At 68.4% G+C, this 19,760-nt stretch carries 20 protein-coding genes; 14 read left to right on the forward strand and 6 right to left on the reverse strand.

All coding sequences use genetic code 11. The features are described from left to right. Positions 1-4: 4 nt before the first annotated feature. The 5 genes from QTI68_RS19545 to QTI68_RS19565 all read left to right on the forward strand — a co-directional run bounded on the left by QTI68_RS19545 (position 5) and on the right by QTI68_RS19565 (position 4,372). Entirely contained in the window at positions 5-1,372 is a 1,368-nt protein-coding gene (locus QTI68_RS19545) for an NAD(P)/FAD-dependent oxidoreductase (RefSeq protein ID WP_286523685.1), read from the forward strand. Then, positions 1,369-2,157: a DUF1365 domain-containing protein gene (locus tag QTI68_RS19550; RefSeq protein WP_286523686.1), complete on the forward strand. Its 789-nt coding sequence runs from the start codon at positions 1,369-1,371 to the stop codon at positions 2,155-2,157. Before QTI68_RS19545 ends, QTI68_RS19550 begins: the two co-directional genes overlap by 4 nt. Beyond that, on the forward strand, positions 2,154-3,404 hold the full coding sequence (locus QTI68_RS19555) for an SAM-dependent methyltransferase (protein WP_286523687.1): 1,251 nt from the start codon (positions 2,154-2,156) through the stop codon (positions 3,402-3,404). Before QTI68_RS19550 ends, QTI68_RS19555 begins: the two co-directional genes overlap by 4 nt. Positions 3,405-3,480: 76 nt before the next feature. Continuing rightward, positions 3,481-4,038 (forward strand): fasciclin domain-containing protein, encoded by a 558-nt coding sequence (locus QTI68_RS19560; RefSeq protein WP_286523689.1) that lies wholly within the window; start codon positions 3,481-3,483, stop codon positions 4,036-4,038. Positions 4,039-4,084: 46 nt separating this feature from the next. Beyond that, positions 4,085-4,372 (forward strand): DUF4148 domain-containing protein, encoded by a 288-nt coding sequence (locus QTI68_RS19565; RefSeq protein ID WP_286523691.1) that lies wholly within the window; start codon positions 4,085-4,087, stop codon positions 4,370-4,372. On the opposite strand, the gene QTI68_RS19570 is transcribed toward QTI68_RS19565, so the two are convergent. After that, positions 4,369-4,848, reverse strand: coding sequence for an Lrp/AsnC family transcriptional regulator (locus QTI68_RS19570; protein WP_286523692.1), 480 nt, complete (start codon positions 4,846-4,848; stop codon positions 4,369-4,371). The genes QTI68_RS19565 and QTI68_RS19570 overlap by 4 nt on opposite strands. A 142-nt stretch (positions 4,849-4,990) precedes the next feature. On the opposite strand from QTI68_RS19570, the gene QTI68_RS19575 reads away from it, so the two are divergent. Both QTI68_RS19575 and QTI68_RS19580 read left to right on the forward strand, forming a co-directional pair. Continuing rightward, on the forward strand, positions 4,991-6,187 hold the full coding sequence (locus tag QTI68_RS19575) for an amino acid aminotransferase (protein WP_286523964.1): 1,197 nt from the start codon (positions 4,991-4,993) through the stop codon (positions 6,185-6,187). Further along, complete coding sequence (locus QTI68_RS19580) at positions 6,184-6,564, forward strand: RidA family protein (protein WP_286523693.1); 381 nt, start codon at positions 6,184-6,186, stop codon at positions 6,562-6,564. The genes QTI68_RS19575 and QTI68_RS19580 overlap by 4 nt, the downstream gene beginning before the upstream one ends. A gap of 3 nt (positions 6,565-6,567) precedes the next feature. Here the strand turns inward: QTI68_RS19580 and QTI68_RS19585 are convergent, their stop codons facing one another. Next, on the reverse strand, positions 6,568-6,966 hold the full coding sequence (locus QTI68_RS19585; RefSeq protein WP_286523695.1) for a tautomerase family protein: 399 nt from the start codon (positions 6,964-6,966) through the stop codon (positions 6,568-6,570). A gap of 108 nt (positions 6,967-7,074) precedes the next feature. On the opposite strand from QTI68_RS19585, the gene QTI68_RS19590 reads away from it, so the two are divergent. Continuing rightward, the gene (locus QTI68_RS19590) at positions 7,075-7,944 is read left to right on the forward strand and encodes a LysR family transcriptional regulator (protein ID WP_286523696.1); all 870 of its coding nucleotides are present in this window, start codon (positions 7,075-7,077) and stop codon (positions 7,942-7,944) included. Between the two features lie 24 nt (positions 7,945-7,968). Further along, positions 7,969-8,640, forward strand: coding sequence for a M23 family metallopeptidase (locus tag QTI68_RS19595; protein ID WP_286523698.1), 672 nt, complete (start codon positions 7,969-7,971; stop codon positions 8,638-8,640). 106 nt (positions 8,641-8,746) lie between these two features. On the opposite strand, the gene QTI68_RS19600 is transcribed toward QTI68_RS19595, so the two are convergent. Then, positions 8,747-9,817, reverse strand: a complete 1,071-nt coding sequence (locus QTI68_RS19600; RefSeq protein ID WP_286523699.1) for an ABC transporter substrate-binding protein — start codon at positions 9,815-9,817, stop codon at positions 8,747-8,749. A gap of 58 nt (positions 9,818-9,875) precedes the next feature. Here QTI68_RS19600 and QTI68_RS19605 point away from each other — a divergent pair, with 58 nt between their 5' ends. After that, positions 9,876-12,347 (forward strand): sensor histidine kinase, encoded by a 2,472-nt coding sequence (locus QTI68_RS19605; protein ID WP_286523700.1) that lies wholly within the window; start codon positions 9,876-9,878, stop codon positions 12,345-12,347. Then, entirely contained in the window at positions 12,344-13,483 is a 1,140-nt protein-coding gene (locus QTI68_RS19610) for an adenylate/guanylate cyclase domain-containing protein (RefSeq protein ID WP_286523701.1), read from the forward strand. Before QTI68_RS19605 ends, QTI68_RS19610 begins: the two co-directional genes overlap by 4 nt. A gap of 9 nt (positions 13,484-13,492) precedes the next feature. Here QTI68_RS19610 and QTI68_RS19615 read toward each other — a convergent pair whose 3' ends face one another. Both QTI68_RS19615 and QTI68_RS19620 read right to left on the reverse strand, forming a co-directional pair. Next, a complete protein-coding gene (locus QTI68_RS19615) occupies positions 13,493-13,615 on the reverse strand; it encodes a hypothetical protein (protein WP_286523703.1) in 123 nt (40 codons plus the stop codon). Between the two features lie 60 nt (positions 13,616-13,675). Next, positions 13,676-13,873 carry a hypothetical protein gene (locus QTI68_RS19620; RefSeq protein ID WP_286523704.1) on the reverse strand — a complete coding sequence of 66 codons (198 nt, stop codon included), beginning with the start codon at positions 13,871-13,873 and terminating at the stop codon, positions 13,676-13,678. A gap of 392 nt (positions 13,874-14,265) precedes the next feature. On the opposite strand from QTI68_RS19620, the gene QTI68_RS19625 reads away from it, so the two are divergent. Both QTI68_RS19625 and QTI68_RS19630 read left to right on the forward strand, forming a co-directional pair. Then, positions 14,266-16,080: a tannase/feruloyl esterase family alpha/beta hydrolase gene (locus QTI68_RS19625; RefSeq protein ID WP_286523705.1), complete on the forward strand. Its 1,815-nt coding sequence runs from the start codon at positions 14,266-14,268 to the stop codon at positions 16,078-16,080. A gap of 57 nt (positions 16,081-16,137) precedes the next feature. Continuing rightward, a complete protein-coding gene (locus QTI68_RS19630) occupies positions 16,138-16,632 on the forward strand; it encodes a MarR family winged helix-turn-helix transcriptional regulator (protein ID WP_286523707.1) in 495 nt (164 codons plus the stop codon). Between the two features lie 30 nt (positions 16,633-16,662). On the opposite strand, the gene QTI68_RS19635 is transcribed toward QTI68_RS19630, so the two are convergent. Beyond that, positions 16,663-17,364 carry a glycosyltransferase family 32 protein gene (locus tag QTI68_RS19635; protein ID WP_286523709.1) on the reverse strand — a complete coding sequence of 234 codons (702 nt, stop codon included), beginning with the start codon at positions 17,362-17,364 and terminating at the stop codon, positions 16,663-16,665. 118 nt (positions 17,365-17,482) lie between these two features. On the opposite strand from QTI68_RS19635, the gene QTI68_RS19640 reads away from it, so the two are divergent. Further along, complete coding sequence (locus tag QTI68_RS19640; protein ID WP_286523710.1) at positions 17,483-19,579, forward strand: O-linked N-acetylglucosamine transferase family protein; 2,097 nt, start codon at positions 17,483-17,485, stop codon at positions 19,577-19,579. The last annotated feature ends 181 nt before the right edge of the window (positions 19,580-19,760 follow it).

Here is a 19,760-nt window from a genome sequence, read left to right on the forward strand (position 1 = left end):
CGCCATGAGAACCCACTTCACGCCCGACGGCCCGCCTGCCCCGCGCGCTGCCGACCAGCCGGCGCTGACCATCGCCGTCATCGGCAGCGGCATCGCGGGCCTCTCCGCCGCCTGGCTGCTGGCGCAGCGGCACCGGGTCACGCTGTTCGAGGCCGATCTCCGGGCCGGCGGCCACAGCCATACGGTCGACGTGCCGTCCGCCGACGGCCCGGTCGCCGTCGACACCGGCTTCATCGTCTTCAACGAGGCCGCCTATCCCAACCTGAGCGCGCTGCTGGCGCACCTGGCGGTGCCGACCCGGCCTTCGGAGATGTCCTTCGCCGTGAGCCTCGACCAGGGGGCGCTGGAATATTCGGGCAGCGGCCTGCGCGGCCTGTTCGCTCAGCCCGCCAACCTCGTGCGGCCGCGCTTCTGGTCGATGCTGCGCGACCTGGTGCGCTTCTACCGCCAGGCGGCGGGCGACGCCGAGCGCTTCGGATCGATGCCGCTGGACGCCTACCTCGACCAGCGCGGCTACGGACGCGCCTTCCGCGACGACCACCTGTACCCGATGGCCGCCGCCATCTGGTCGACCCCGGCGGCGCAGATCGGCCACTACCCGACCGAAGCCTTCATCCGCTTCTGCGAGAACCACCAGCTGCTCGAACTCGGCCGCCGCGATGCCTGGCGCACCGTGCAGGGCGGCAGCCGCAGCTACGTGAAGCGACTCACCGACCTGCTCGGCGACCGGTTGCGGCTGGACAGCGCCGCGATCGAGGTGCGGCGCGACGGCCACGCCGCCTTCGTCCGCTGCGCCCCCGGGGCCGCGGCCGAACGCTTCGACCACGTGGTGGTCGCGACCCACGCCGACCAGGCGCTGCGGCTGCTGGCCGACGCCAGCGCGGACGAGCGCCGGCTGCTCGGCGCCTTTCGCTACAGCCGCAACCGCGCCGTGCTGCACAGCGACGCGACGCTGATGCCGCGGCGCCGCGCCGTCTGGTCGAGCTGGAACTACATCGCCGACCGCCGGCGCGGCGACGCCCTGAGCGTGACCTACTGGATGAACCGGCTGCAGGGCATTCCCGAGTCGACACCCCTGTTCCTGACACTCAATCCCGGGCGCGACCCGGCGGCTGGCCAGCTGATCCATAGCCAGGTCTACGAGCACCCGTTGTTCGATGCCGCCGCGATGCGCGCGCAGGCCGAACTCTGGTCGCTGCAGGGCCGCGGCCACACCTGGTTCTGCGGCGCCTATTTCGGCTCGGGCTTCCATGAGGACGGGCTGCAGGCCGGACTGGCGGTGGCCGAGGCGCTCGGCCAGGTGCGCCGCCCCTGGCGGGTCGCGAACGAATCGGGGCGGCTGCGGCTGTCCGCGGTGGCAGCCGCTCGATGACCAGCGAATCGGCGCTCTACGTCGGCAGCGTGATGCACCAGCGGCTGCGGCCGGTCCGCCATCGGCTGGACTACCGCCTGTTCTCGCTGCTGCTGGACCTGGACGAGCTGGCCGATCTCGATCGCCGGCTGCGCCTCTTCTCGCTCGATCGATTCAATCTCTTCAGCCTGCACCAGGCCGACTACGGCGATGGCCGCGGCCTGCGAGCGCACGTGGAGCGGCAACTCGCCGCCGCCGGGCTGCCCATCGGCGGCCCGATCCGGCTGCTGAGCATGCCGCGCATCCTCGGACATGCCTTCAATCCGCTGTCGGTCTACTTCTGCCTGCGGCCGGACGGCGTGCTGCAGGCGATCCTCTACGAAGTCAACAACACCTTCGGCGAACGCCACGGCTACCTGATCCCGGTCGACGAAGCCGAAGCCCGCGGCGAGCGCATCAGGCAGCAGTGCGACAAGCGCTTCCACGTCTCGCCCTTCCTCGGCCTCGAGATGCGCTACGACTTTCGCGTCACGCCGCCGCGGGCCGACCGCGCGACCCTCGCCCTCGGCGTGAGTGCCAGCGACGAAGGTGGCGCGCTGCTGCATGCGCACCTCGAAGCGCAACGCCGTCCGCTCGGCGACGCCGCGCTGCTGCGCGTCTTCTTCACCCATCCCCTGCTGACGCTCAAGGTCGTGGCGGGGATCCACTGGGAAGCGGCGAAGCTGTTCATGCGCGGCCTGCGCCTGCACGCACGCCCCGCCCCACCGGCCACGCCGGTTTCCATCACCAAGGCCCGAGATCCATGAGCGCACCCTCCTCTTCCTCCCACGGCTTCGGCGGCGACGACCGCGCCGCCGGCTCGGGGGCCACCGGCGGAGGCCCGCTGCGCCAGCTGCTCGCGCGGCTGCTGGGCAGCCTGGGCCAGGGGGCGCTCAGCGTGCAGCTGCCGGACGGCCAGCGCATCGAAGGCCGCGGCGCGGCCGACGGACCGCAGGCCTCGATCACGCTCAACCGCTGGCGCCCGCTGGCCCGGCTGCTGCTGCAAGGCGACCTCGGGCTCGCCGCCTCGTACCGCGATGGCGACTGGTCGACGCCGGACCTGGCCGCGCTGCTTGAGTTCGGCATCCGCAACGAAGCCAGCTGGGGCCGGGTGCTCGAAGGCTCGTGGTTCGCGCGCCGCCTGGGCGACCTGTTCCGACTGCGCCGCGCCAACACGCGGCGCGGCAGCCGGCGCAACATCGCCTTCCACTACGACATGGGCAACGACTTCTATGCCCAGTGGCTGGACCCGGCGCTGATCTATTCGAGCGCGCTCTACGCCCGCGGCGACGAATCGCTCGAAGCGGCGCAAGCCGCCAAGATCGACCGCATCGTCGCGCTGCTCGACCTGCAGCCGCAATCGACGGTGCTGGAGATCGGCTGCGGCTGGGGCGCGCTCGCCACCGCGCTCGCGTCCCGTCACGGCGCTCGCGTGACCGGCCTGACGCTGTCGACCGAACAGCTGGCGCATGCCCGCGCGCAGGTGCGCGCACAGGGGCTCGCGCAGGTCGACCTCCGATTGCAGGACTACCGCGACGTCGAGGGCCGCTACGACCGCATCGTCTCGATCGAGATGCTGGAGGCGGTCGGCGAGCGCTACTGGCCGGTGTACTTCGACACGCTGCGCGAGCGGCTCGCGCCCGGCGGCTCGGGCGTGCTGCAGGTCATCACCATCGCCGACGACCATTTCGAGCGCTATCGGGGCAGTACCGACTTCGTGCAGCGCTTCATCTTTCCGGGCGGCAAGCTGCCATCGGTGCGCGCGATGTCGGCACAGGCCGAGCGCGCCGGACTCACGCTGCAGACGGCCGAATCCTTCGGCGCGAGCTATGCGCTCACCTTGGCCGAATGGCGCCGCCGCTTCCATGCGGCCTGGCCGGCCATCGCCGCGCTGGGCTACGACGATGCGTTTCGCCGGCTGTGGGAGTACTACCTGTGCTACTGCGAAGCGGGCTTTCGCAGCGGCCGCGTCGACGTGGGTCTTTTCAGTTTCTCGCACGCCTCGAAGCGCTGATCCGCTGCGCCCGCGGCTGCGTATCAAGAGCAGCCGTCGCGCATCTCGTGGCGGTGCAGTCAACCAGGAGCATTTCATGCAGATCAGATTCAAACGCGCCGCTTCCATCGCCCTCGCCGTCTCGCTCGCCGTCGGTGCCGCTTCGGCCATGGCGCAGGTAATGGTCGGCGGTGCGCCGATGCTACCGACCAAGGACATCATCGACAACGCGGTGAATTCGAAGGACCACACCACGCTGGTGGCGGCGGTCAAGGCCGCGGGCCTGGTCGACACGCTCAAGGGTCCGGGCCCCTTCACGGTGTTCGCGCCGACCAACGAAGCCTTCTCCGCGCTGCCCGACGGCACCGTCGACATGCTGCTGAAGCCGGAGAACAAGGGCAAGCTGACCACCATCCTCACCTACCACGTGGTGCCCGGCAAGATCGACGCCGCGACCCTGTTGAAGCAGATCAAGGACGGCGGCGGCATGGCGTCGCTGAAGACGGTGGCCGGCGGCGCACTGACCGCCAAGACCGCGAACGGCAAGGTGATGGTCGTCGACGCCAACGGCAACACGGCCAACGTGACCATCGCCGATGTCATGCAGTCCAACGGCGTGATCCACGTGGTCGACAAGGTGCTGCTCCCAAAGTAAGGCCGCGGCGCATCGCCACGCTCATCCAATTCACCAGGACAACGCCATGAACTCCAGACAGATCGCCATCGCGGCCCTGTGCGGCCTCTCGGCCTTCGGCGCCCAGGCTTTCCAGGGCGAGCAGAACCCGCTGCCGCCGCCGCCCTTCCAGTCGATGCAATCGCGCGCCGAGGTGCGCGCGCAAGCCCTGCAGCCGATCGCGATCAGCAACGGCGGCACCGGCGTCGCGGCGCGGGTCGACATGGCCGACCGCGCGCAGGTGCGCGCCGGCGCGCGCGCCATCAGCGCGGAAGGCGCCGCCGCCTACGGCGACACGACCACCCGCGTGCGCTAAGCCGGCAGCGCCGGAATCGGCAGGTCGTCGAAGCGCCGGAACTCCTGCAGCGAGAAGCTGCTCTGCACCTGCCTGGCACCCGGCAGGCGGTGCAGCCGGGTGGTCAGCAGCTCCGAATAGGCATCGAGGTCCTCGGCCACCACCATCAGCAGGAAGTCGGCGTTGCCGGTGATGCCGTGGAACATCACGACCTGCGGGATCGCCAGCACCGCCTCGACGAACTCGCTCGAGCGGGCCTCGGTCTGAAAGTCGATGCTGATGCTGACGAAGGCAACCACGCCGTAGCCCAGCGCCCTGCGGTTCAGCCGCGCGTGGTAGCCATCGATCAGCCCCGACTCCTCCAGCCGCTTGATGCGGCGCCAGCAGGGCGATTGCGAGAGCCCGGTCATCTGCGCCAGCTCGCCGGTGGTCAGGCGGGCGTTCTGCTGGAGGGCGGCCAGCAGCCGGCGGTCCGTGTCGTCCGATTCGATACGCATAAAAAAACCTCGAATTGATTTCGAATGGACAAAATTATGCGTCGATGAAAAACCAGTTGGCACGACGATCCTTCGAACGAAGAATCCTGGCCTGGCCTTGCCCTTTTCGACGGATTTCTTCATGACCACCCCCTCCACCTCGCTGTTCAGCCATGTCCCGCCCTACGAGGGCGACCCCATCCTTTCGCTGATGGAGGCCTTCCAGGCCGACCCGCGGCCGCACAAGGTCAGCCTCAGCATCGGTGTCTATTTCGACGGCGAAGGCCGCCTGCCGGTGCTGCCCTCGGTGCGCCAGGCCGAGACCGCGCTGTCGCAGGACATCGGTGCCCGGCCCTACCTGCCGATCGAAGGCATCGCGGATTTCCGCGCCGCCGTCCAGCGCCTGCTGTTCGGCGCCGGCCACGAGGCCGTGGCCAGCGGCCGCATCGCCACCCTGCAGACCCTCGGCGGCTCCGGCGCCCTCAAGGTCGGCGCCGACTTCCTGCGCCGCTACTTTCCGGGCGCCGGCGTCTGGGTCAGCGACCCGACGTGGGACAACCATCGCGCCATCTTCGAAGGCGCCGGCCTCGAGGTCCGCAGCTACCCCTACTACGACCCGGCCACCGGCGGCCTCTGCTTCGACCGCATGCTGGCCAGCCTCGATGCCCTGCCGCGTCGCAGCATCGTGCTGCTGCACGCCAGCTGCCACAACCCGACCGGGGTCGACCTCTCGAAGACCCAGTGGCAGGCGCTGATCCCGGTGCTGCGCGAACGCGAACTGATTCCCTTCGTCGACATCGCCTACCAGGGTTTCGGCGATGGCCTCGACGAAGACGCGTTCGCGCTGCGGGCGCTGGCCGACGCCGGCATCCAGTTCTTCGCCGCCAATTCGTTCTCCAAGAACTTCTCGATGTACGGCGAGCGCTGCGGCGGCCTCAGCGTGGTGTGCAGCGACCGAGCCGCCGCCGACACCGTGCTGGGCCAGTTGAAGGCGACGGTGCGCCGCAACTACTCGACGCCGCCCACGCACGGCGCCCGCGTCATCAGCCGCGTGCTGAACGACCCCACCCTGTTCGCGCTCTGGCGCGACGAAACGGCCGCCATGCGCCAGCGCATCCGCGCCATGCGCGAACGCCTGCTGGCGGTGCTCGACGAGAAGTTCCAGGGACGGCGCGACTTCGGCTACCTGGTCCGGCAGCGCGGCATGTTCAGCTACACCGGCCTCGACGAGGCCCAGGTGGCACGACTGCGCGACGACCACGCGGTCTACCTGGTGCGCTCGGGCCGGATGTGCCTCTCTGGGCTGACCGGCGCCAATGTCGACCACGTGGCGCAGTCGATGGCAGCGGTGCTCGCGTGAAGCAGGTGGTCGACACCGGGCTGCCGCCGCTGGCGCAGCCGTTCTCGTGGGCGGTCAAGGCCAGGGGCCTGCTGTTCACGGCCCACGGGCCGGTGCGCGCCGACGGCAGCATCGACACCGGCACGATCGAGGACCAGGCCCGCCTGACTTTCGGCAACCTGCAGCGCGCGGTCGCCGCCGCCGGCGGCAGCCTCGAAGACGTCACCCAGGTGCTGATCTACATGACCGATATCAAGGACATGCCGCAGGTCGATCGCGTCTACCGCGAGTTCTTCGCGCCGCCCTATCCGAACCGCTCGAGCATGGGCGTCTCGGGGCTGGTGGTGCCGGGGATGAGGATCGAGATCGTCGCCTACGCAGTGATCGACAACGACTAGGGGTCAGACCCCGGCCTGCTGGTGCCGGAACTCCTGCGTCCTGCCGCCGTAGCCGTAGGCCGCGGCGCGGGCATCGATCAGGTGCACGTACGAGACCTCGTGCAGGTCGCCCCTGAGCGCGGCCATGGCGTCGAAGATCGCGCGCAGGTAGCGCGCCTTCTCGGCCTTGGTGTTGGTCTCGTCGGTGATGCTGATGTCCAGGTGGAAGGCCGACTTCCCGAGTTCGGCGAGCGACTGGCCGCCGATGAACCAGCTCTCGGCCGCGATGTACTGCACCGTGATCGCGATCACAGGCAACTTCTTGTCGAGCACGGACTGGGTCAGCTCGGCCACCGTATCGACCACCTTGCGCGTGAGCTGCGGGTCGGGCTGGCCGGACAGATGAATGACGATGTGGGGCATGGTGCGTTTCTTTCCTCGTTGATCGAAGGCCCATTGTGAAATCCAGCCATCCTCCTGAAAAGCGGGAAGATATGATGCATGTCATCTGTTTCATGAATGGATATGCGCATGCAACCACTCGATCTCGAACAACTCAGGACCCTGGTCGCCGTGGTCGATGCGGGCAGCCTCACGGCGGCGGCGCCGGTGGTGTTCCTCTCGCAGTCCGCCGTCAGCGAGCAGATGCGCAAGCTCGAGGAGCGCTGCGGCCATGCGCTGCTGACCCGCAGCAAGGCCGGCGTGGCGCCGACACCCGCGGGCCTTCGCCTGCTCGGCCATGCCCGGCGCCTGCTCGCCGCCAGCGACGAAGCCCTGCGCGACCTGAGCGGCGAGACGCTGCAGGGCGAGCTGCGGCTGGCCGTCACCGACTATTTCCGGCCCGGTGAGCTGAGTCGGCTCCTGGGCCGGCTCGGGCAGGACTACCCGCAGCTGCGCCTGCACGTCAGCGTGCTGCAGGGCAGCGCGATGGAAGCCGCCTTCGGCCGCGGCGATTTCGATATCGGCCTCGCGATGCGGATCAACCCCGCGCCCCCCCGGGCCGGCGCCCGCGGGCCCGCCTCGCCATGGCGCCGCGAAGCGCTCGCCTGGGTCGGCGCCGAGGGCCTTCGCATCCGGCGAGGCGAGCCGCTGCGGCTGCTGGTGCTGCCCGACAGCTGCTCGCTGCACCAGTTCACGATCCGCCTGCTGCGCCAGCGGCGCGTGCCGCATGCGGTGGCGCACGTCGCCTCGGGCGTGGCGGGCCTGCAGTCGGCCCTGGCGGCGGGACTGGGCGTGGCCTGCCTCAACGAATCGGCGCTGTGCCCCGGTGTGGCCCGGCTGCCGGCGCCGCACGGCCTGCCGGCGCTGCCCCGAGTCGCTTTCCAGTTCCTGCCGGCACGGCGCGGCGAAGCCGAGTTGGTCACCCGCGTGCGCGAGCTGCTGGCCTCCCAGCTGGGCTGAACCGGCTGCATTTAAAGTCGACCCATGACAGCTCAGTACAGGACTTCCATCGGCCGCCGGGCGGCGGCCATCGCCTGCGCCGTGGCGGGCGCGCTGCTCGTCGGCTGCGCGTCGACGTCGTCACCGCCGCCGAAGCGGGCAACGCCGGCCGCCGCGCCTTCGGAGGCGGCTTCCAGCCCCGGCGCCCGCGCCAACCCCAGCCCCCGCGCCGAGTCTTCGCGCAGCGCCAAGGCAGCCAAGCCGAAGCAGGAGAAGGCGCAACCGCGCGCCCGCTCCGACAAGCCGCAAGCCACGGCCAAGGTCGACCGCAGCTTCCTGCGGCCCTCGAGCGGCGCGGTCGTGTCGCGCTTCGACGGCGGCTCCAACAAGGGCGTGGACTTCGGCGGCGCCAAGGGCGATCCGGTGCGCGCCGCCGGCGACGGCAAGGTGGTCTTCGCGGCCGCCACGCTGCGCGGCTACGGCCGGCTGGTCATGATCAAGCACGACGCCACCTACATGTCGGCCTACGCCCACAACAGCGAGCTGCTGGTGAAGGAAGGGCAAGCCGTCAAGCGGGGCCAGGTCATCGCCCGCATGGGCAACACCGAATCGACCACCGTCAAGCTGCACTTCGAGCTGCGCCGCAACGGCAGCGCGATCGACCCGATGCCGTTCCTCACCGCCAGCGGGGGCGGCGGGAATACGGCCGACGACTGAGGGCCCCCACGCTCCCGCACTTCGTGTGGGTCGCTGCCCCCCGAGGGGGCCGCAGGCCGCCTTGGGGCGGCCCGGCGCCGGCCTGAGCGCGCCCCCACGCCGGGGTTCACTGGATGATCCGGTCGGCCCGGTTCAGCACCGCGCGCGGAATGGTCACGCCGAGCCGCTTGGCGGTCTGCAGGTTGATCAGCAGCTCGAACTTGGTCGGCTGCTCGATCGGCAGGTCCGCCGGCCGGGCGCCCTTCAGGATCCGGTCGACGTAGCGGGCGCCGTCCTTGCCTTCCATGCCGTAACCGGGCCCGTAGGCCATCAGGCAGCCGTTCTCGGCATAGTCGCCGCGGGCACAGATCGACGGCAGCTTGTGTGCGATCGCCAGTTCTGCGATCTGCCGCTGGTTCGAATTGGCGACCGGGTTCAGCGTCACCCACACGGCGGCGCTGCGCGCCTTGACGGCCGCGTCGAAGGCCTCTGCATAGCTGTCCGGGCTGCTGGCTTCCATCGAGTAGAGCTGGAGGCCGAGTTTCTCGGCCGGCACCTGACTGGCTTCCCATTGGGGCACGGAGCCGGGCGCGCGAGGGTCCCACAGCACCGCCACCCGGGTGATGCCCGCCAGGGTCTCTTTCAGGATCTCCAGCCGCTTGCCGGTGAGGATCGCCGCCACGTTGGTGATGCCCGTGCTGTTGCCGCCGGGCCGCGCCAGGCTTTCGGCGAGCCCGGTGGCGATCGGGTCGGTGACGCCCATGAAGACGATCGGCACGGTCCTGGTCGCCTTGCTGGCCGCCTGCGCCGCATTGGTCGTGACGGCGACGAGCACGTCGATATCGAGCCGGACCAGTTCGTCGGCCAGGCCCGACAGGCGCTGCAGGTCCTGGCTCTCGTGACGGTACTCGATCAGGATGTTCTGACCTTCGACATAGCCAAGATCGCGGAGCCCGCGGCGAAACGCCTCCAGCCGCGGCGCGTCGGCGCTGGCCGAGACGGCCGCCAGGTAGCCCAGGCGCGGAATCTTCTTCGGCTGCTGGGCCAGCGCCAGCGGCCCGGCGACCGCCAGCGCCATGCAAAGAAGAATCCACCACCACCACCTGCTGCGCATCACGTCACTCCTCGGGGCCGGCAGCCGCGCCCAGCGATTTTGCGCCGCCGCGAGCGCCGCGTGCGCGATGGGCAGGTCGGCCATGAGGCCTAGGCGGCCGGGCTTCCCATCGCGCTGGCGACGGGTGTCCAATCGACAGGCCATGACGGCCCCGGATTCGTTTCCCGCCTCGCTCTCGGGCGAGCTTGCCTCGACGGCCCAGGGCCGGCGCTCGGCCCATTTGCCGCCGGGCACGCGCGACGTCCACCGGGGCCGCCTGTTCCGCAAGTACCTGCTGCTGATCCTCTCGCTGGTGACCACGGTGCTGCTGGCATCGAGCGCCATCAGCCTCTATTTTTCCTACCAGGAGAACAAGTCGGCGCTGGCCAGCCTGCAACATGAAAAAGCGGTGGGTGCGGCGTCGCGCATCGAGCAGTACGTGCAGCAGGTGTCGGAGCAGCTGGCCTACGCCTCGCTGGCCCAGCTCGACGCCTCGGACCTGGAGTCCCGGCGGGCGGAGTTCTGGCGGCTGCTGCGCCAGGCGCCCGAGGTCACCGACGTCGCGCTGCTCGACAGCACCGGGCGCGAACAGATCGAGGTCTCGCGGGTCGGCATGGACGTGCTGGGTTCCGGCCGCAACCGGGCGTCCGAGGCCGCCTTCCGGGGCGCCCTGCCCGACGCACCCTGGTTCGGCCCGGTGTACTTCAACCGCGGCACCGAGCCCTACATGGCGGTCGCGATCCGTTCCGGCGGGCCCAAGGGCCCGGTCACGATTGCCGAGCTGAACCTGAAGTTCATCTGGGAGGTGGTCTCGCGCATCCACATCGGCGAAGCCGGCAAGGCCTACGTGGTCGACAGCAACGGCCTGCTGGTGGCCGACCCCGACATCGGCCTGGTGCTGCGCAAGACCAGCCTGGCCGCGTTGCCGCATGTGCAGGCGGCGGCCGGCGATGCGCCGCAGGGCCAGGCGATGGTGTCGCGCGACCTGCAGGGCGCCTCGGTCCTGACCTCGATGGCGCCGATCCAGCCGCTGGGCTGGAAGGTGTTCGTCGAGCAGCCGATCGGCGAGGTCTACGCCAAGCTCAACGACTCGTTCCTGCGCGCCGCGGTGCTGCTGCTGGCGGGGCTGGCGATTTCGGCACTGGCGGCGTCGCTGCTGGCGCGCAGCATGGTGCGGCCGATCCGCACCTTGGCGCGCGGCGCGCGGCGTATCGGCCAGGGCGACCTCAACCAGCAGATCGAGGTCAGCACCGGCGACGAGCTGGAAGGCCTGGCCCACCAGTTCAATCGCATGTCGGCCCAGCTGCGCGAGTCCTACGGCGAGCTGGAGCGCAAGGTCGAGCAGCGCACCGCCGAGCTGAGCGCGGCGCTCGAGCACCAGACCGCGACGGCCGAGATCCTGCGCGTGATCAGCCGCTCGCCGACCGACCTGCAACCGGTCCTGCAGGCGGTGGCCGAGCGTTCGGCGGCGCTTTGCCGCGCCTACGGATGCAGGATCTGGCTGCCGGAGGAAGACCACCTCCGCTCCATGACCGGCTACCTGGGCGTGCGGGGCGACGAGGCGGTGGCGGGCCGCGACGAGGTCCTGCCGCTGACCCGCGGATCGGTGGTCGGCCGCGCCTTCGCCGAGCGCCGGACCGTCCATGTGCAGGACGTCACCCGGCTGTTCGATGCGGAGTATCCGGATTCGCGCGAACCCCAGACCCGCCACGGATTCCGGACCGTGCTGGCCGTTCCGATGGTGCGCGACGGCGCATCGGCCGGCGTCATCGCCGTGATGCGCCGGCAGGTCCAGCCGTTCTCGAATGCCGAGGTCCGGCTGGTCGAGACCTTCGCCGACCAGGCGGTGATCGCGATCGAGAACGCGCGGCTGTTCCGCGAGATCGAGGAGAAGAGCCGCCAGATCGAGGTGGCCAACCAGCACAAGTCGGAGTTCCTGGCCAACATGTCGCACGAGCTGCGCACGCCCTTGAACGCCATCATCGGTTTCTCCGAGGTGCTGACCGAGCGGACCTTCGGCGACGTCAACGACAAGCAGATGGAATACCTGCGCGACATCCATTCGTCCGGCCAGCACCTGCTGACCCTGATCAACGACGTGCTGGACCTGTCGAAGATCGAGGCCGGACGGATGGAGCTGGACCTGAGCTGCTTCGACCTCGGCCTGCTGCTCGAGAACGCCCTGACGCTGGTGCGCGAACGCGCGCAGCGCAGCGGCCTCTGGGTGTCGCTCGAAGTCGGCGACGGACTCGCCGAATGGGTCGCGGATGCGCGCAAGCTCAAGCAAGTGGTGGTGAACCTGCTGTCGAACGCGGTCAAGTTCACGCCGGCCGGCGGCCAGGTGCGGCTCATGGCGCGGCGCATCGAGGGCGCCGACGGCCACGCCATGGCCGAGGTCAGCGTCGCCGACACCGGCGTCGGCATCGCGCCCGAAGACCACGAATGGGTGTTCGACGAATTTCGCCAGGCCGGCGACGACTACCTGCGCAAGGCCGAGGGCACCGGCCTGGGCCTGTCGCTGGCGCGGCGTTTCGTCGAGCTCCATGGCGGCACGCTGGCGCTGGACAGCCGCCTGGGCGAAGGCGCGACCTTCACTTTCGTGCTGCCGCTGATGACACTCGAGGCCGTCGAATGAACGCACAAGCGAACGCCCATATCCTGGTGGTCGACGACGTCGACAAGAACGTCCGGCTGCTCGCGGACATCCTGACCGCGCGCGGCTACCGGACCAGCACCGCCGCCTCGGGCGAAGAGGCCCTGGCGCGCATTGCCGACGACCCGCCCGACCTGGTGCTGCTGGACGTGATGATGCCGGGCATGAACGGCTATGACGTCTGCCGTGCCATCCGCGCCGACCCGGCCCAGGCCGTGCTGCCGGTGGTGCTGGTGACGGCGCTGAACCCCGAGCAGGAGCGCGTGAACGGCCTGAACGCCGGGGCCGACGACTTCCTGAGCAAGCCGATCCATCAGGCCGAACTGCTGGCCCGCGTGCGTTCCCTGCTGCGCGTGAAGACGCTGTACGACGAGGTCCAGCGGCAGCGGACCGAACTGCTGGCCTGGAACCGCACGCTCGAGCAGCGCGTCGCGGAAAGCGTGCAGCAGCTGGAGCGCGTGGGCCAGCTCAAGCGATTCTTCTCGCCCCAGCTGGCGCAGGCGATCATCGCCGGCGGCACCGACGATCCTCTCAAGAGCCACCGGCGCGAGATCACCGTCGTCTTCCTGGACCTGCGCGGCTTCACCGCCTTCACCGAGACCGCCGATCCCGAGGAGGTGATGGCGGTGCTGGCGCAATACCATGCCGCGATGGGCCGGCTGGTGCTCGACCACCAAGGCACGCTGGAGCGCTTCTCGGGCGACGGCATGATGATCTTCTTCAACGATCCGCAGCCCGTGGACGACGCGCCTGCCCGGGCCTTGCGGATGGCGGTCCAGATGCAGCACGAGATGGCGGCCCTCAGCGGGCAATGGCGCCGGCGCGGCTACGACCTGCACATGGGCATCGGCATCGCACAGGGCTTTGCCACGCTGGGCGGCATCGGCTTCGACGGCCGCATCGACTACGGCGCCATCGGCACCGTCACCAACCTGGCGGCCCGCCTTTGCGGTGAAGCGGCGGGTGGCGAGATCCTGGTCTCTCAACGCATCAAGGCGGCCTTGCACGACATGGCGCTCGAGGCCGAATGGTCGATCGAGGCAGTCGGCGAGATCGAGCTCAAGGGCTTCCATCGCAAGGTGGCCGCCTGGCGCGTGTTCGGCGGGGTGGATCGCTGAGACGGCTGTTCAGGGCGCCCGCAGCAGGACCACCACTTCGGAGGTCAGCACGATCCAGCCCATGATCAGCAGCAGCCAGGCCGGAGGCCAGGCCAGGCGCTGAAGCAGCACGAGGATCGCGTAGAGCAGCATCGCCGCATTGTCCGGGCGACACCGCGGCGGGGGAATACCACCGAAGGGGGAGGCTGGCGGTCAGCGGCCGGACAAGGAACCCGAGGCCGTGTCGAAGCCCAGGGTCGTGGCGCATTCCCGCGCCAGTGCGGCCGAGCGAGACACCTGCTCGGTCATCCGGTCGTTCAGGTGCCTTCCGCCGCGCCATGCCAGCCAGACCCACCCCGCCGCCACGGCGATCAGGCTGGCGCCAAGCCAGATCAGGTGAACGAACTCCATCGACAAGCTCCTCGTATTGGAGGCGCGAGTCTGTCTGCATGGCGCGTCATCGACATCCTACGGATTGGGGATGCGACGCAAGGCCGGGGCGCGCGCGCTGGCCGGCACGAATCGCGGGGTTGCCCCCGACCCGGCCGGGCACGGCCCCGTCCCGATACGGGTATGTCCCGAGCAACTCGTTAATTTAAATAACTATTCTGCGTTTCTCGCGCTGCCCGTTTCGTTGCCGATGCAACAAGCAAAGCGCGGTGCGAACAGCGAGGAATCGCTGCAAAGAATAGTTAACAACAGGAGACATCATGGAGTCCCACGCCACGTTGAAGGTCTTGATTGCGGGTGCCCTGTCCGCTGCCGCTGTAAGCGGTTGCGGCGGCGGGGGCGGCGGATTTTCGTTGCCGATCGCAAGCGCCCCCGCCCCTGCGCCCGCGTCTGCGCCGGCCGCTCCTCCGGCGCCTTCCGCATCGGCGCAGCCGCCGCTTCTCAACAACCCCGACGCCGCGGCCGGCTGCGCTGCGGTGGCGACGCTGGCGTCCGAACTCACGGCGACCGGTCGCAAGGTGAGCATCACGTCCGCCACGCTGGCGAAGACCACCGCCACTGACGCGAACGGCAATCCGCAGACCTATTGCGCCGTGGTCGGCACCATCAACGGCGGCCGGGCGGGCTTCAAGGCCGCCGGCCAGACCGACGCGCAGACCACCTATGCGATCGGCTTCCAGATCAACCTGCCCAGCACGTGGAACAGCCGCCTATTTTTCAGCGGCGGCGGCGGAACGGACGGCTCCATCCCCAACACGACGGGCGTCATCACCAATGCCGAGGCGGTCAATCCGCTGCTTTCCGGCTACGCGACCGTATCGGACGACAGCGGGCACAGCGACAGCGTCAACAGCGACCCCAACAACGCCGGCAGCTCGGCCTTCGGCCTCGATCCGCAGGCGCGCCTGGACTTCGGCTACAACGCCATCGGCCAGACCAAGCAGCTCGCCAACCAATTGATCACGCGCTACTACGGCAAGAAGCAGGACTACGCCTATTTCATGGGCTGCTCCGAGGGCGGGCGCGAGGCCATGATGGTGTCGCAGCGCTTCGGCGACGAGTTCGACGGCGTCGTGGCCGGCGACCCCGGCTCCGATCTGCCCAAGGCGTGGCTGGCGGAAGCCTGGGACACCCAGCAGTTCGGTGCGGCAGCGACGGCCTTCGAGACCGCCGGCCCAGGGGCCGGCACCACGCCACTGCTCTCCTCGGCATTCACGACGGCGCATTGGTCGGCCATGCAGACCGCGATCCTCGCCAAGTGCGATGCTGACGACGGCCTGGCCGACGGCATGATCAACAAGGCCTGCACCTTCGATGTGAGCACGCTGGCCTGCGGTGCCGCTGGCGCGCCGACGGCCTGTCTCAGCGCTGCGCAGGTCACGGCCATGCAGAAGGTCATGGGCGGCCCGAAGAACAGCGCCGGCACTGCGCTCTATGCGGACTGGCCGTGGGACGCGGGCATCGGCTCAACCGGCTGGCTGATCTGGAAGGTGGGGATCCCCGGCTTCGGCGCACCGGGCGTGAATGGCGCGATCAACGTGACACTCGGCGGTGGCGCCGGTCCGCTGGTCTTCACCACGCCGCCCACGCAAGGCCTGTCGACCGCGAACTCGCTGGTGCAATACCAGTTGCGTTTCGACTGGGACAACGATGCACCGAAGATCACCACCACCAACGGCATCTACGGCACATCGGCCTATGACTTCATGGGCACGCATTCGACCGACCTGTCCACTTTCAAGAACAAGGGCGGCAAGCTGATCGTCTATCACGGCACCAGCGATCCGGTGTTCTCGTTCAACTACACGGCCAACTGGTACAGCGCGCTGAGCCAGACAGCCGCGAACGGCACGGTCAAGGACTTCGCACGGCTCTTTGCCGTCCCCGGCATGAACCATTGCAGCGGTGGTCCGGCAACCGATTCGTTTCCGGCCTTCACGGCGGTCGTGAACTGGGTCGAAAAAGGACAGGCGCCGGACCGGCTGATCGCGCGTTCCAGCACCACGACACCGGCCCAGTTCGGCTGGACGCTGCCGGCAGGGGCGACGACCCGGGTACGGCCGTTGTGCCCCTATCCGCAGTACGCGAAGTACACCGGCGCGACGGGCACCACGCCGGCCGCGCTGACAGCGCAGAACGATCCGGCCAACTACGTCTGCACGCCCTGAAGCCCTCCTGCGTGCCGGCATGAACGGCAGAAGGCGGCCGCTACACTGGCCGCCGACATGACGGCACGCACCCTAACCCCAACGCACGAGTCAGCTGTGCACTCCCCTCGCGGTGGCCTGGAAGACGAGCGCATGCGCCGGCTTCTCGGCTACAGCCTCGTGCAGGCGGCGATCCCCACGACCAACCTGTTCCTCAAGCACGTGGGAGAGCCATTCGATCTCCGGCGGGTCGAATATTCGCTGCTCGTGCTGGTCGACTCGAACCGCGATGTCGCCCCGAAGCAGCTGGCGCGCGCGCTCGCCGTGTCAGTGCCCTACCTCACGGTGACGCTCGACCGGCTGGAGGCCCGCGGCTTGCTGGGTCGCAGCCGCAGCGAAGTCGATCGGCGCTCGCAGCATGTGCGGCTGACCCGCAAGGGCACCGACCTGGTCAAGAAGGCGGAGACGGTCGCCCTGTCGATGGAGAAAGAACTTCTGGGCCATCTGACGCCGGGCGAAAGTGCTTTGCTCTTCGAGTTGCTGCAGCGCGTGTCCTCCCATCGTCGCAGCTGACCTCTCGAATTCGAAAAACGCGCTGTGGCTTCAACCCGGCAGGACGACCGGTTCATCGAGCGCCGAGTAGTGGGGCCGCGATTCGTACACCAGTTTCCTGTACTGTGGCCCCAGCGCATTGAAGATGAACCCCATCTTGTAGTTCGTCCTCTCGAGATGGTAGTTCGCGCTCTTGAGCAAAGGCGCGATGGCCTCGGTGTAGGCGACCGGACCGGTCGTGTAGAAGACCCCTTCAGGGCCTACGCCGAACCGCTCGACCGTGTAGTTCTCGATGTTGTTCAGCACGTGTTCGATGACGGCTCTGAGAAACACGTGGCGGGGCACAGCGGCCACATACCAGTTCTGGAACTCGCCTTGCGGGAAGTTCGAGAAGTGCCCGCCCCACCCGGGATGCGTTCCATCCGGCCCATTGTCCCAGTGCGACAGCAGATACTCGTGACTTGAAACGATGTCGTCGAGTCTCTTGGTCAAGCCGCTCTTGAGGTCCAGGTAGACGCCGCCTACCCTGTAGATCAACAGATAGCGAAAAAAGTCCGCCCGCGCAGCCCCGTACCGGGGATTGATTCTGTCGTACGCCTTTTGGATCCGCGGGTCGTAGTTCTTGCGGATGAAATCAACGCAAGCGTTGTCATCGTAGAACTCGTATCGCCAGCCCAGGTTCTGCACCTGAAGCTTCCGGACGTGCTCAGCCAGCTCCGCGGGAAGCGCGGCATTGGCATTGGTCTGATGCAATATCCTGGGTATCCGGGTAAGCAATGGCTTTTGAAGCATGCGTCGTCGAGAAGCTCAGCCTGGGTGGCGCGATTCTACGCTTGGCGTTCAAATCGAATCACCATAGACTCGCGACCCCATGGACGTCCAGATCGCATGGGCCGAGCGCTACTTCCGCGCCGGCCAAATCAAGAGCGCAGAACCGTTGCTGCGCCAGATCGTGGCCAAGCCGAACCCTCCGTCCAAGGCTTACGAACTGCTGGCCTACATTTGCGGCAACCGCGGCGAGACGGAGGCTTGCGAGGAATACCTGACGAAGGCCGCGAAGCTGTCCAAGTGCTCGCCGGAGTGCTTGTTCTATCTCGGTCGTGTGCAGCTCCAGAGCGGCCGGGCGCGCGAGGCGACAACTTCATTCGAACGCTCGCTCAAAGCAGGCGGCGACTACTTCGAAGCGCTGCACGAACTCGGTGTCGCCTATGCCGCTTTGCACGAGGACGAACGCGCCGTGGCCGCGTTTCGCCGCGCCGAGCGCAAGAATCCGCGTTCGCCATTGCTGTTGCACAACCTCGCGAATGCCTTGACCGGTTTGGAGCATTTCAACGAAGCGCTGGCTTGTTACGACAGCGCCCTGACGCTGGAACCGGATCGTGCCGCCGCCTGGAGCGATCGCGGCTCGGTACTCACTCGCCTCGGCCGCGGGCTCGAAGCGCTGCAGAGCTACGATCGCGCGCTGGCCCTGGACCCCGGCAACGTCGCCGTTCTGGAGGATCACGCCACCAGCCTGCTCGCGCTGCGGCGCTATCCGGAGGCGCTGACCGCCTACGAGGCGTTGGCGAAAGTGGCTCCGGACAGCGACTACCTGCCCGGCCACCTGCTGCATCTGCGCATGCACGAGTGCATCTGGCAGGACTGGGAACGCGACACTCAGGGGTTGTTGGCGCGGGTCGGTCAGGGCGAACGCGTCGCGACCCCGTTCTCGTTGATGGGAACACCGGCGGATGCTGCGACGCTGCAGGCCTGCGCGCGAACCTTCGCCGAGAGCAGGTATCCGGCGCGCGCCAACGACGAGTCGGCAGCGGCGAGTGCGCCGCCTGGTGACGCCACCCGCAAGCTTCGCATTGCCTACTTCTCCTCCGACTTCCGAAACCACGCGACATCGCAACTCATGGTCCGGCTTTTCGAGTGCCACGACCACACGCGGTTCGAGTGGTTCGGCTATTCGCTCGACCGCGGCGAAGGCGACGAACTGGGTCGCCGGGTCAGCGAGGCCTTCGATCATTTCATCGAGGTCGGCGATCACAGCGACGCCGAGATCGCCGACATGGCACGTGAGGCGGGCATCGATATCGCAGTCGATCTCAACGGCTTCACACAGGGTTTTCGTGCCGGCATCTTCGCCCGTCGCGCGGCGCCGCTGCAGGTCAACTACCTCGGCTTCCCCGGCACGATGGGGTGCACCTACGTGGACTACCTCATCGCCGATCCGCGCCTGATACGCAGCGGCGAGGAGGCGTTCTACACCGAGAAAGTGGTGCGACTGCCCGAAAGCTACCAGGCGAACGACAACACCAAGCGAATCGCAGAAAGCGTGCCTTCCCGCGAAGCCATGGGCCTTCCGGCTCAAGGCTTCGTCTTTGCCTGTTTCAACAACAGCTTCAAGCTCACGCCCGACGTATTCGACGTCTGGATGCGCCTGCTGCGCGATGTGCCTTCCAGCGTGCTGTGGCTGCTGGCGGGCAGCGAGCGCATGCAGTCCGAGATCGCCACCGCGGCGCAGGCGCGCGGCGTGGCGTCCGAGCGCATCGTCTGGGCCAGCCGAGCGCCCCTGGCCGATCACCTGGCGCGCCACGCCCATGCCGACCTGTTCCTCGATACCTTCCACTGCAATGCGCACACCACCTGCAGCGATGCACTCTGGGCTGGCCTGCCGGTGCTGACTTTGGCAGGAGGCACCTTCCCTGCACGCGTGGCGTCCAGCCTGCTGCATGCGGCCGGCCTGGCTGAACTGGTCACGCACAACGTGACCGACTACGAGGCGGCGGCACGGAGACTCGCCAACAACCCGAAGGAACTGGCAGGCCTGCGCGATCGCTTGCGCATGGAGCGCGACCGGATGCCGCTCTTCGACACGCCGCGCTTCGCGCGCCACATCGAGGCCGCCTATGAGGCCATGGCGGAGCGCAGGCGAAATGGGCTCGAGCCCGATCACCTCTGGATCGACCCGTTGCCGATTTGAGTTGGCTGGGCCGCCGCACGCGCATGTGAGCCCAAAACTTAGTCGCTTACCCGACCGCCGCAAAGGCTAGTCGCCACGGAGAGCGACGTCGGCCCCCTGGCGCGGGTTGCTTACTGAGCGGCACACCTACAGGTTGCCCGGCGTCATCGACCAAGAAACGAGGAAACACTGTTGCTTACCG

This window comes from Variovorax sp. J31P207 (assembly GCF_030316965.1).
Lineage (GTDB): Bacteria > Pseudomonadota > Gammaproteobacteria > Burkholderiales > Burkholderiaceae_C > Variovorax > Variovorax ginsengisoli_B.

What these genes read in the sequence shown, in the direction of transcription:
- QTI68_RS19545 (WP_286523685.1), top strand. Translation starts at nt 5, where the DNA reads ATGAGAACCCACTTCACGCCCGACGGCCCGCCTGCCCCGCGCGCTGCC.
- QTI68_RS19550 (WP_286523686.1), top strand. Translation starts at nt 1,369, where the DNA reads ATGACCAGCGAATCGGCGCTCTACGTCGGCAGCGTGATGCACCAGCGG.
- QTI68_RS19555 (WP_286523687.1), top strand. Translation starts at nt 2,154, where the DNA reads ATGAGCGCACCCTCCTCTTCCTCCCACGGCTTCGGCGGCGACGACCGC.
- QTI68_RS19560 (WP_286523689.1), top strand. Translation starts at nt 3,481, where the DNA reads ATGCAGATCAGATTCAAACGCGCCGCTTCCATCGCCCTCGCCGTCTCG.
- QTI68_RS19565 (WP_286523691.1), top strand. Translation starts at nt 4,085, where the DNA reads ATGAACTCCAGACAGATCGCCATCGCGGCCCTGTGCGGCCTCTCGGCC.
- QTI68_RS19570 (WP_286523692.1), bottom strand. Translation starts at nt 4,848, where the DNA reads ATGCGTATCGAATCGGACGACACGGACCGCCGGCTGCTGGCCGCCCTC.
- QTI68_RS19585 (WP_286523695.1), bottom strand. Translation starts at nt 6,966, where the DNA reads ATGCCCCACATCGTCATTCATCTGTCCGGCCAGCCCGACCCGCAGCTC.
- QTI68_RS19590 (WP_286523696.1), top strand. Translation starts at nt 7,075, where the DNA reads ATGCAACCACTCGATCTCGAACAACTCAGGACCCTGGTCGCCGTGGTC.
- QTI68_RS19595 (WP_286523698.1), top strand. Translation starts at nt 7,969, where the DNA reads ATGACAGCTCAGTACAGGACTTCCATCGGCCGCCGGGCGGCGGCCATC.
- QTI68_RS19600 (WP_286523699.1), bottom strand. Translation starts at nt 9,817, where the DNA reads ATGGCCGACCTGCCCATCGCGCACGCGGCGCTCGCGGCGGCGCAAAAT.
- QTI68_RS19605 (WP_286523700.1), top strand. Translation starts at nt 9,876, where the DNA reads ATGACGGCCCCGGATTCGTTTCCCGCCTCGCTCTCGGGCGAGCTTGCC.
- QTI68_RS19610 (WP_286523701.1), top strand. Translation starts at nt 12,344, where the DNA reads ATGAACGCACAAGCGAACGCCCATATCCTGGTGGTCGACGACGTCGAC.
- QTI68_RS19615 (WP_286523703.1), bottom strand. Translation starts at nt 13,615, where the DNA reads ATGCTGCTCTACGCGATCCTCGTGCTGCTTCAGCGCCTGGCCTGGCCT.
- QTI68_RS19620 (WP_286523704.1), bottom strand. Translation starts at nt 13,873, where the DNA reads ATGGAGTTCGTTCACCTGATCTGGCTTGGCGCCAGCCTGATCGCCGTG.
- QTI68_RS19630 (WP_286523707.1), top strand. Translation starts at nt 16,138, where the DNA reads ATGACGGCACGCACCCTAACCCCAACGCACGAGTCAGCTGTGCACTCC.
- QTI68_RS19640 (WP_286523710.1), top strand. Translation starts at nt 17,483, where the DNA reads ATGGACGTCCAGATCGCATGGGCCGAGCGCTACTTCCGCGCCGGCCAA.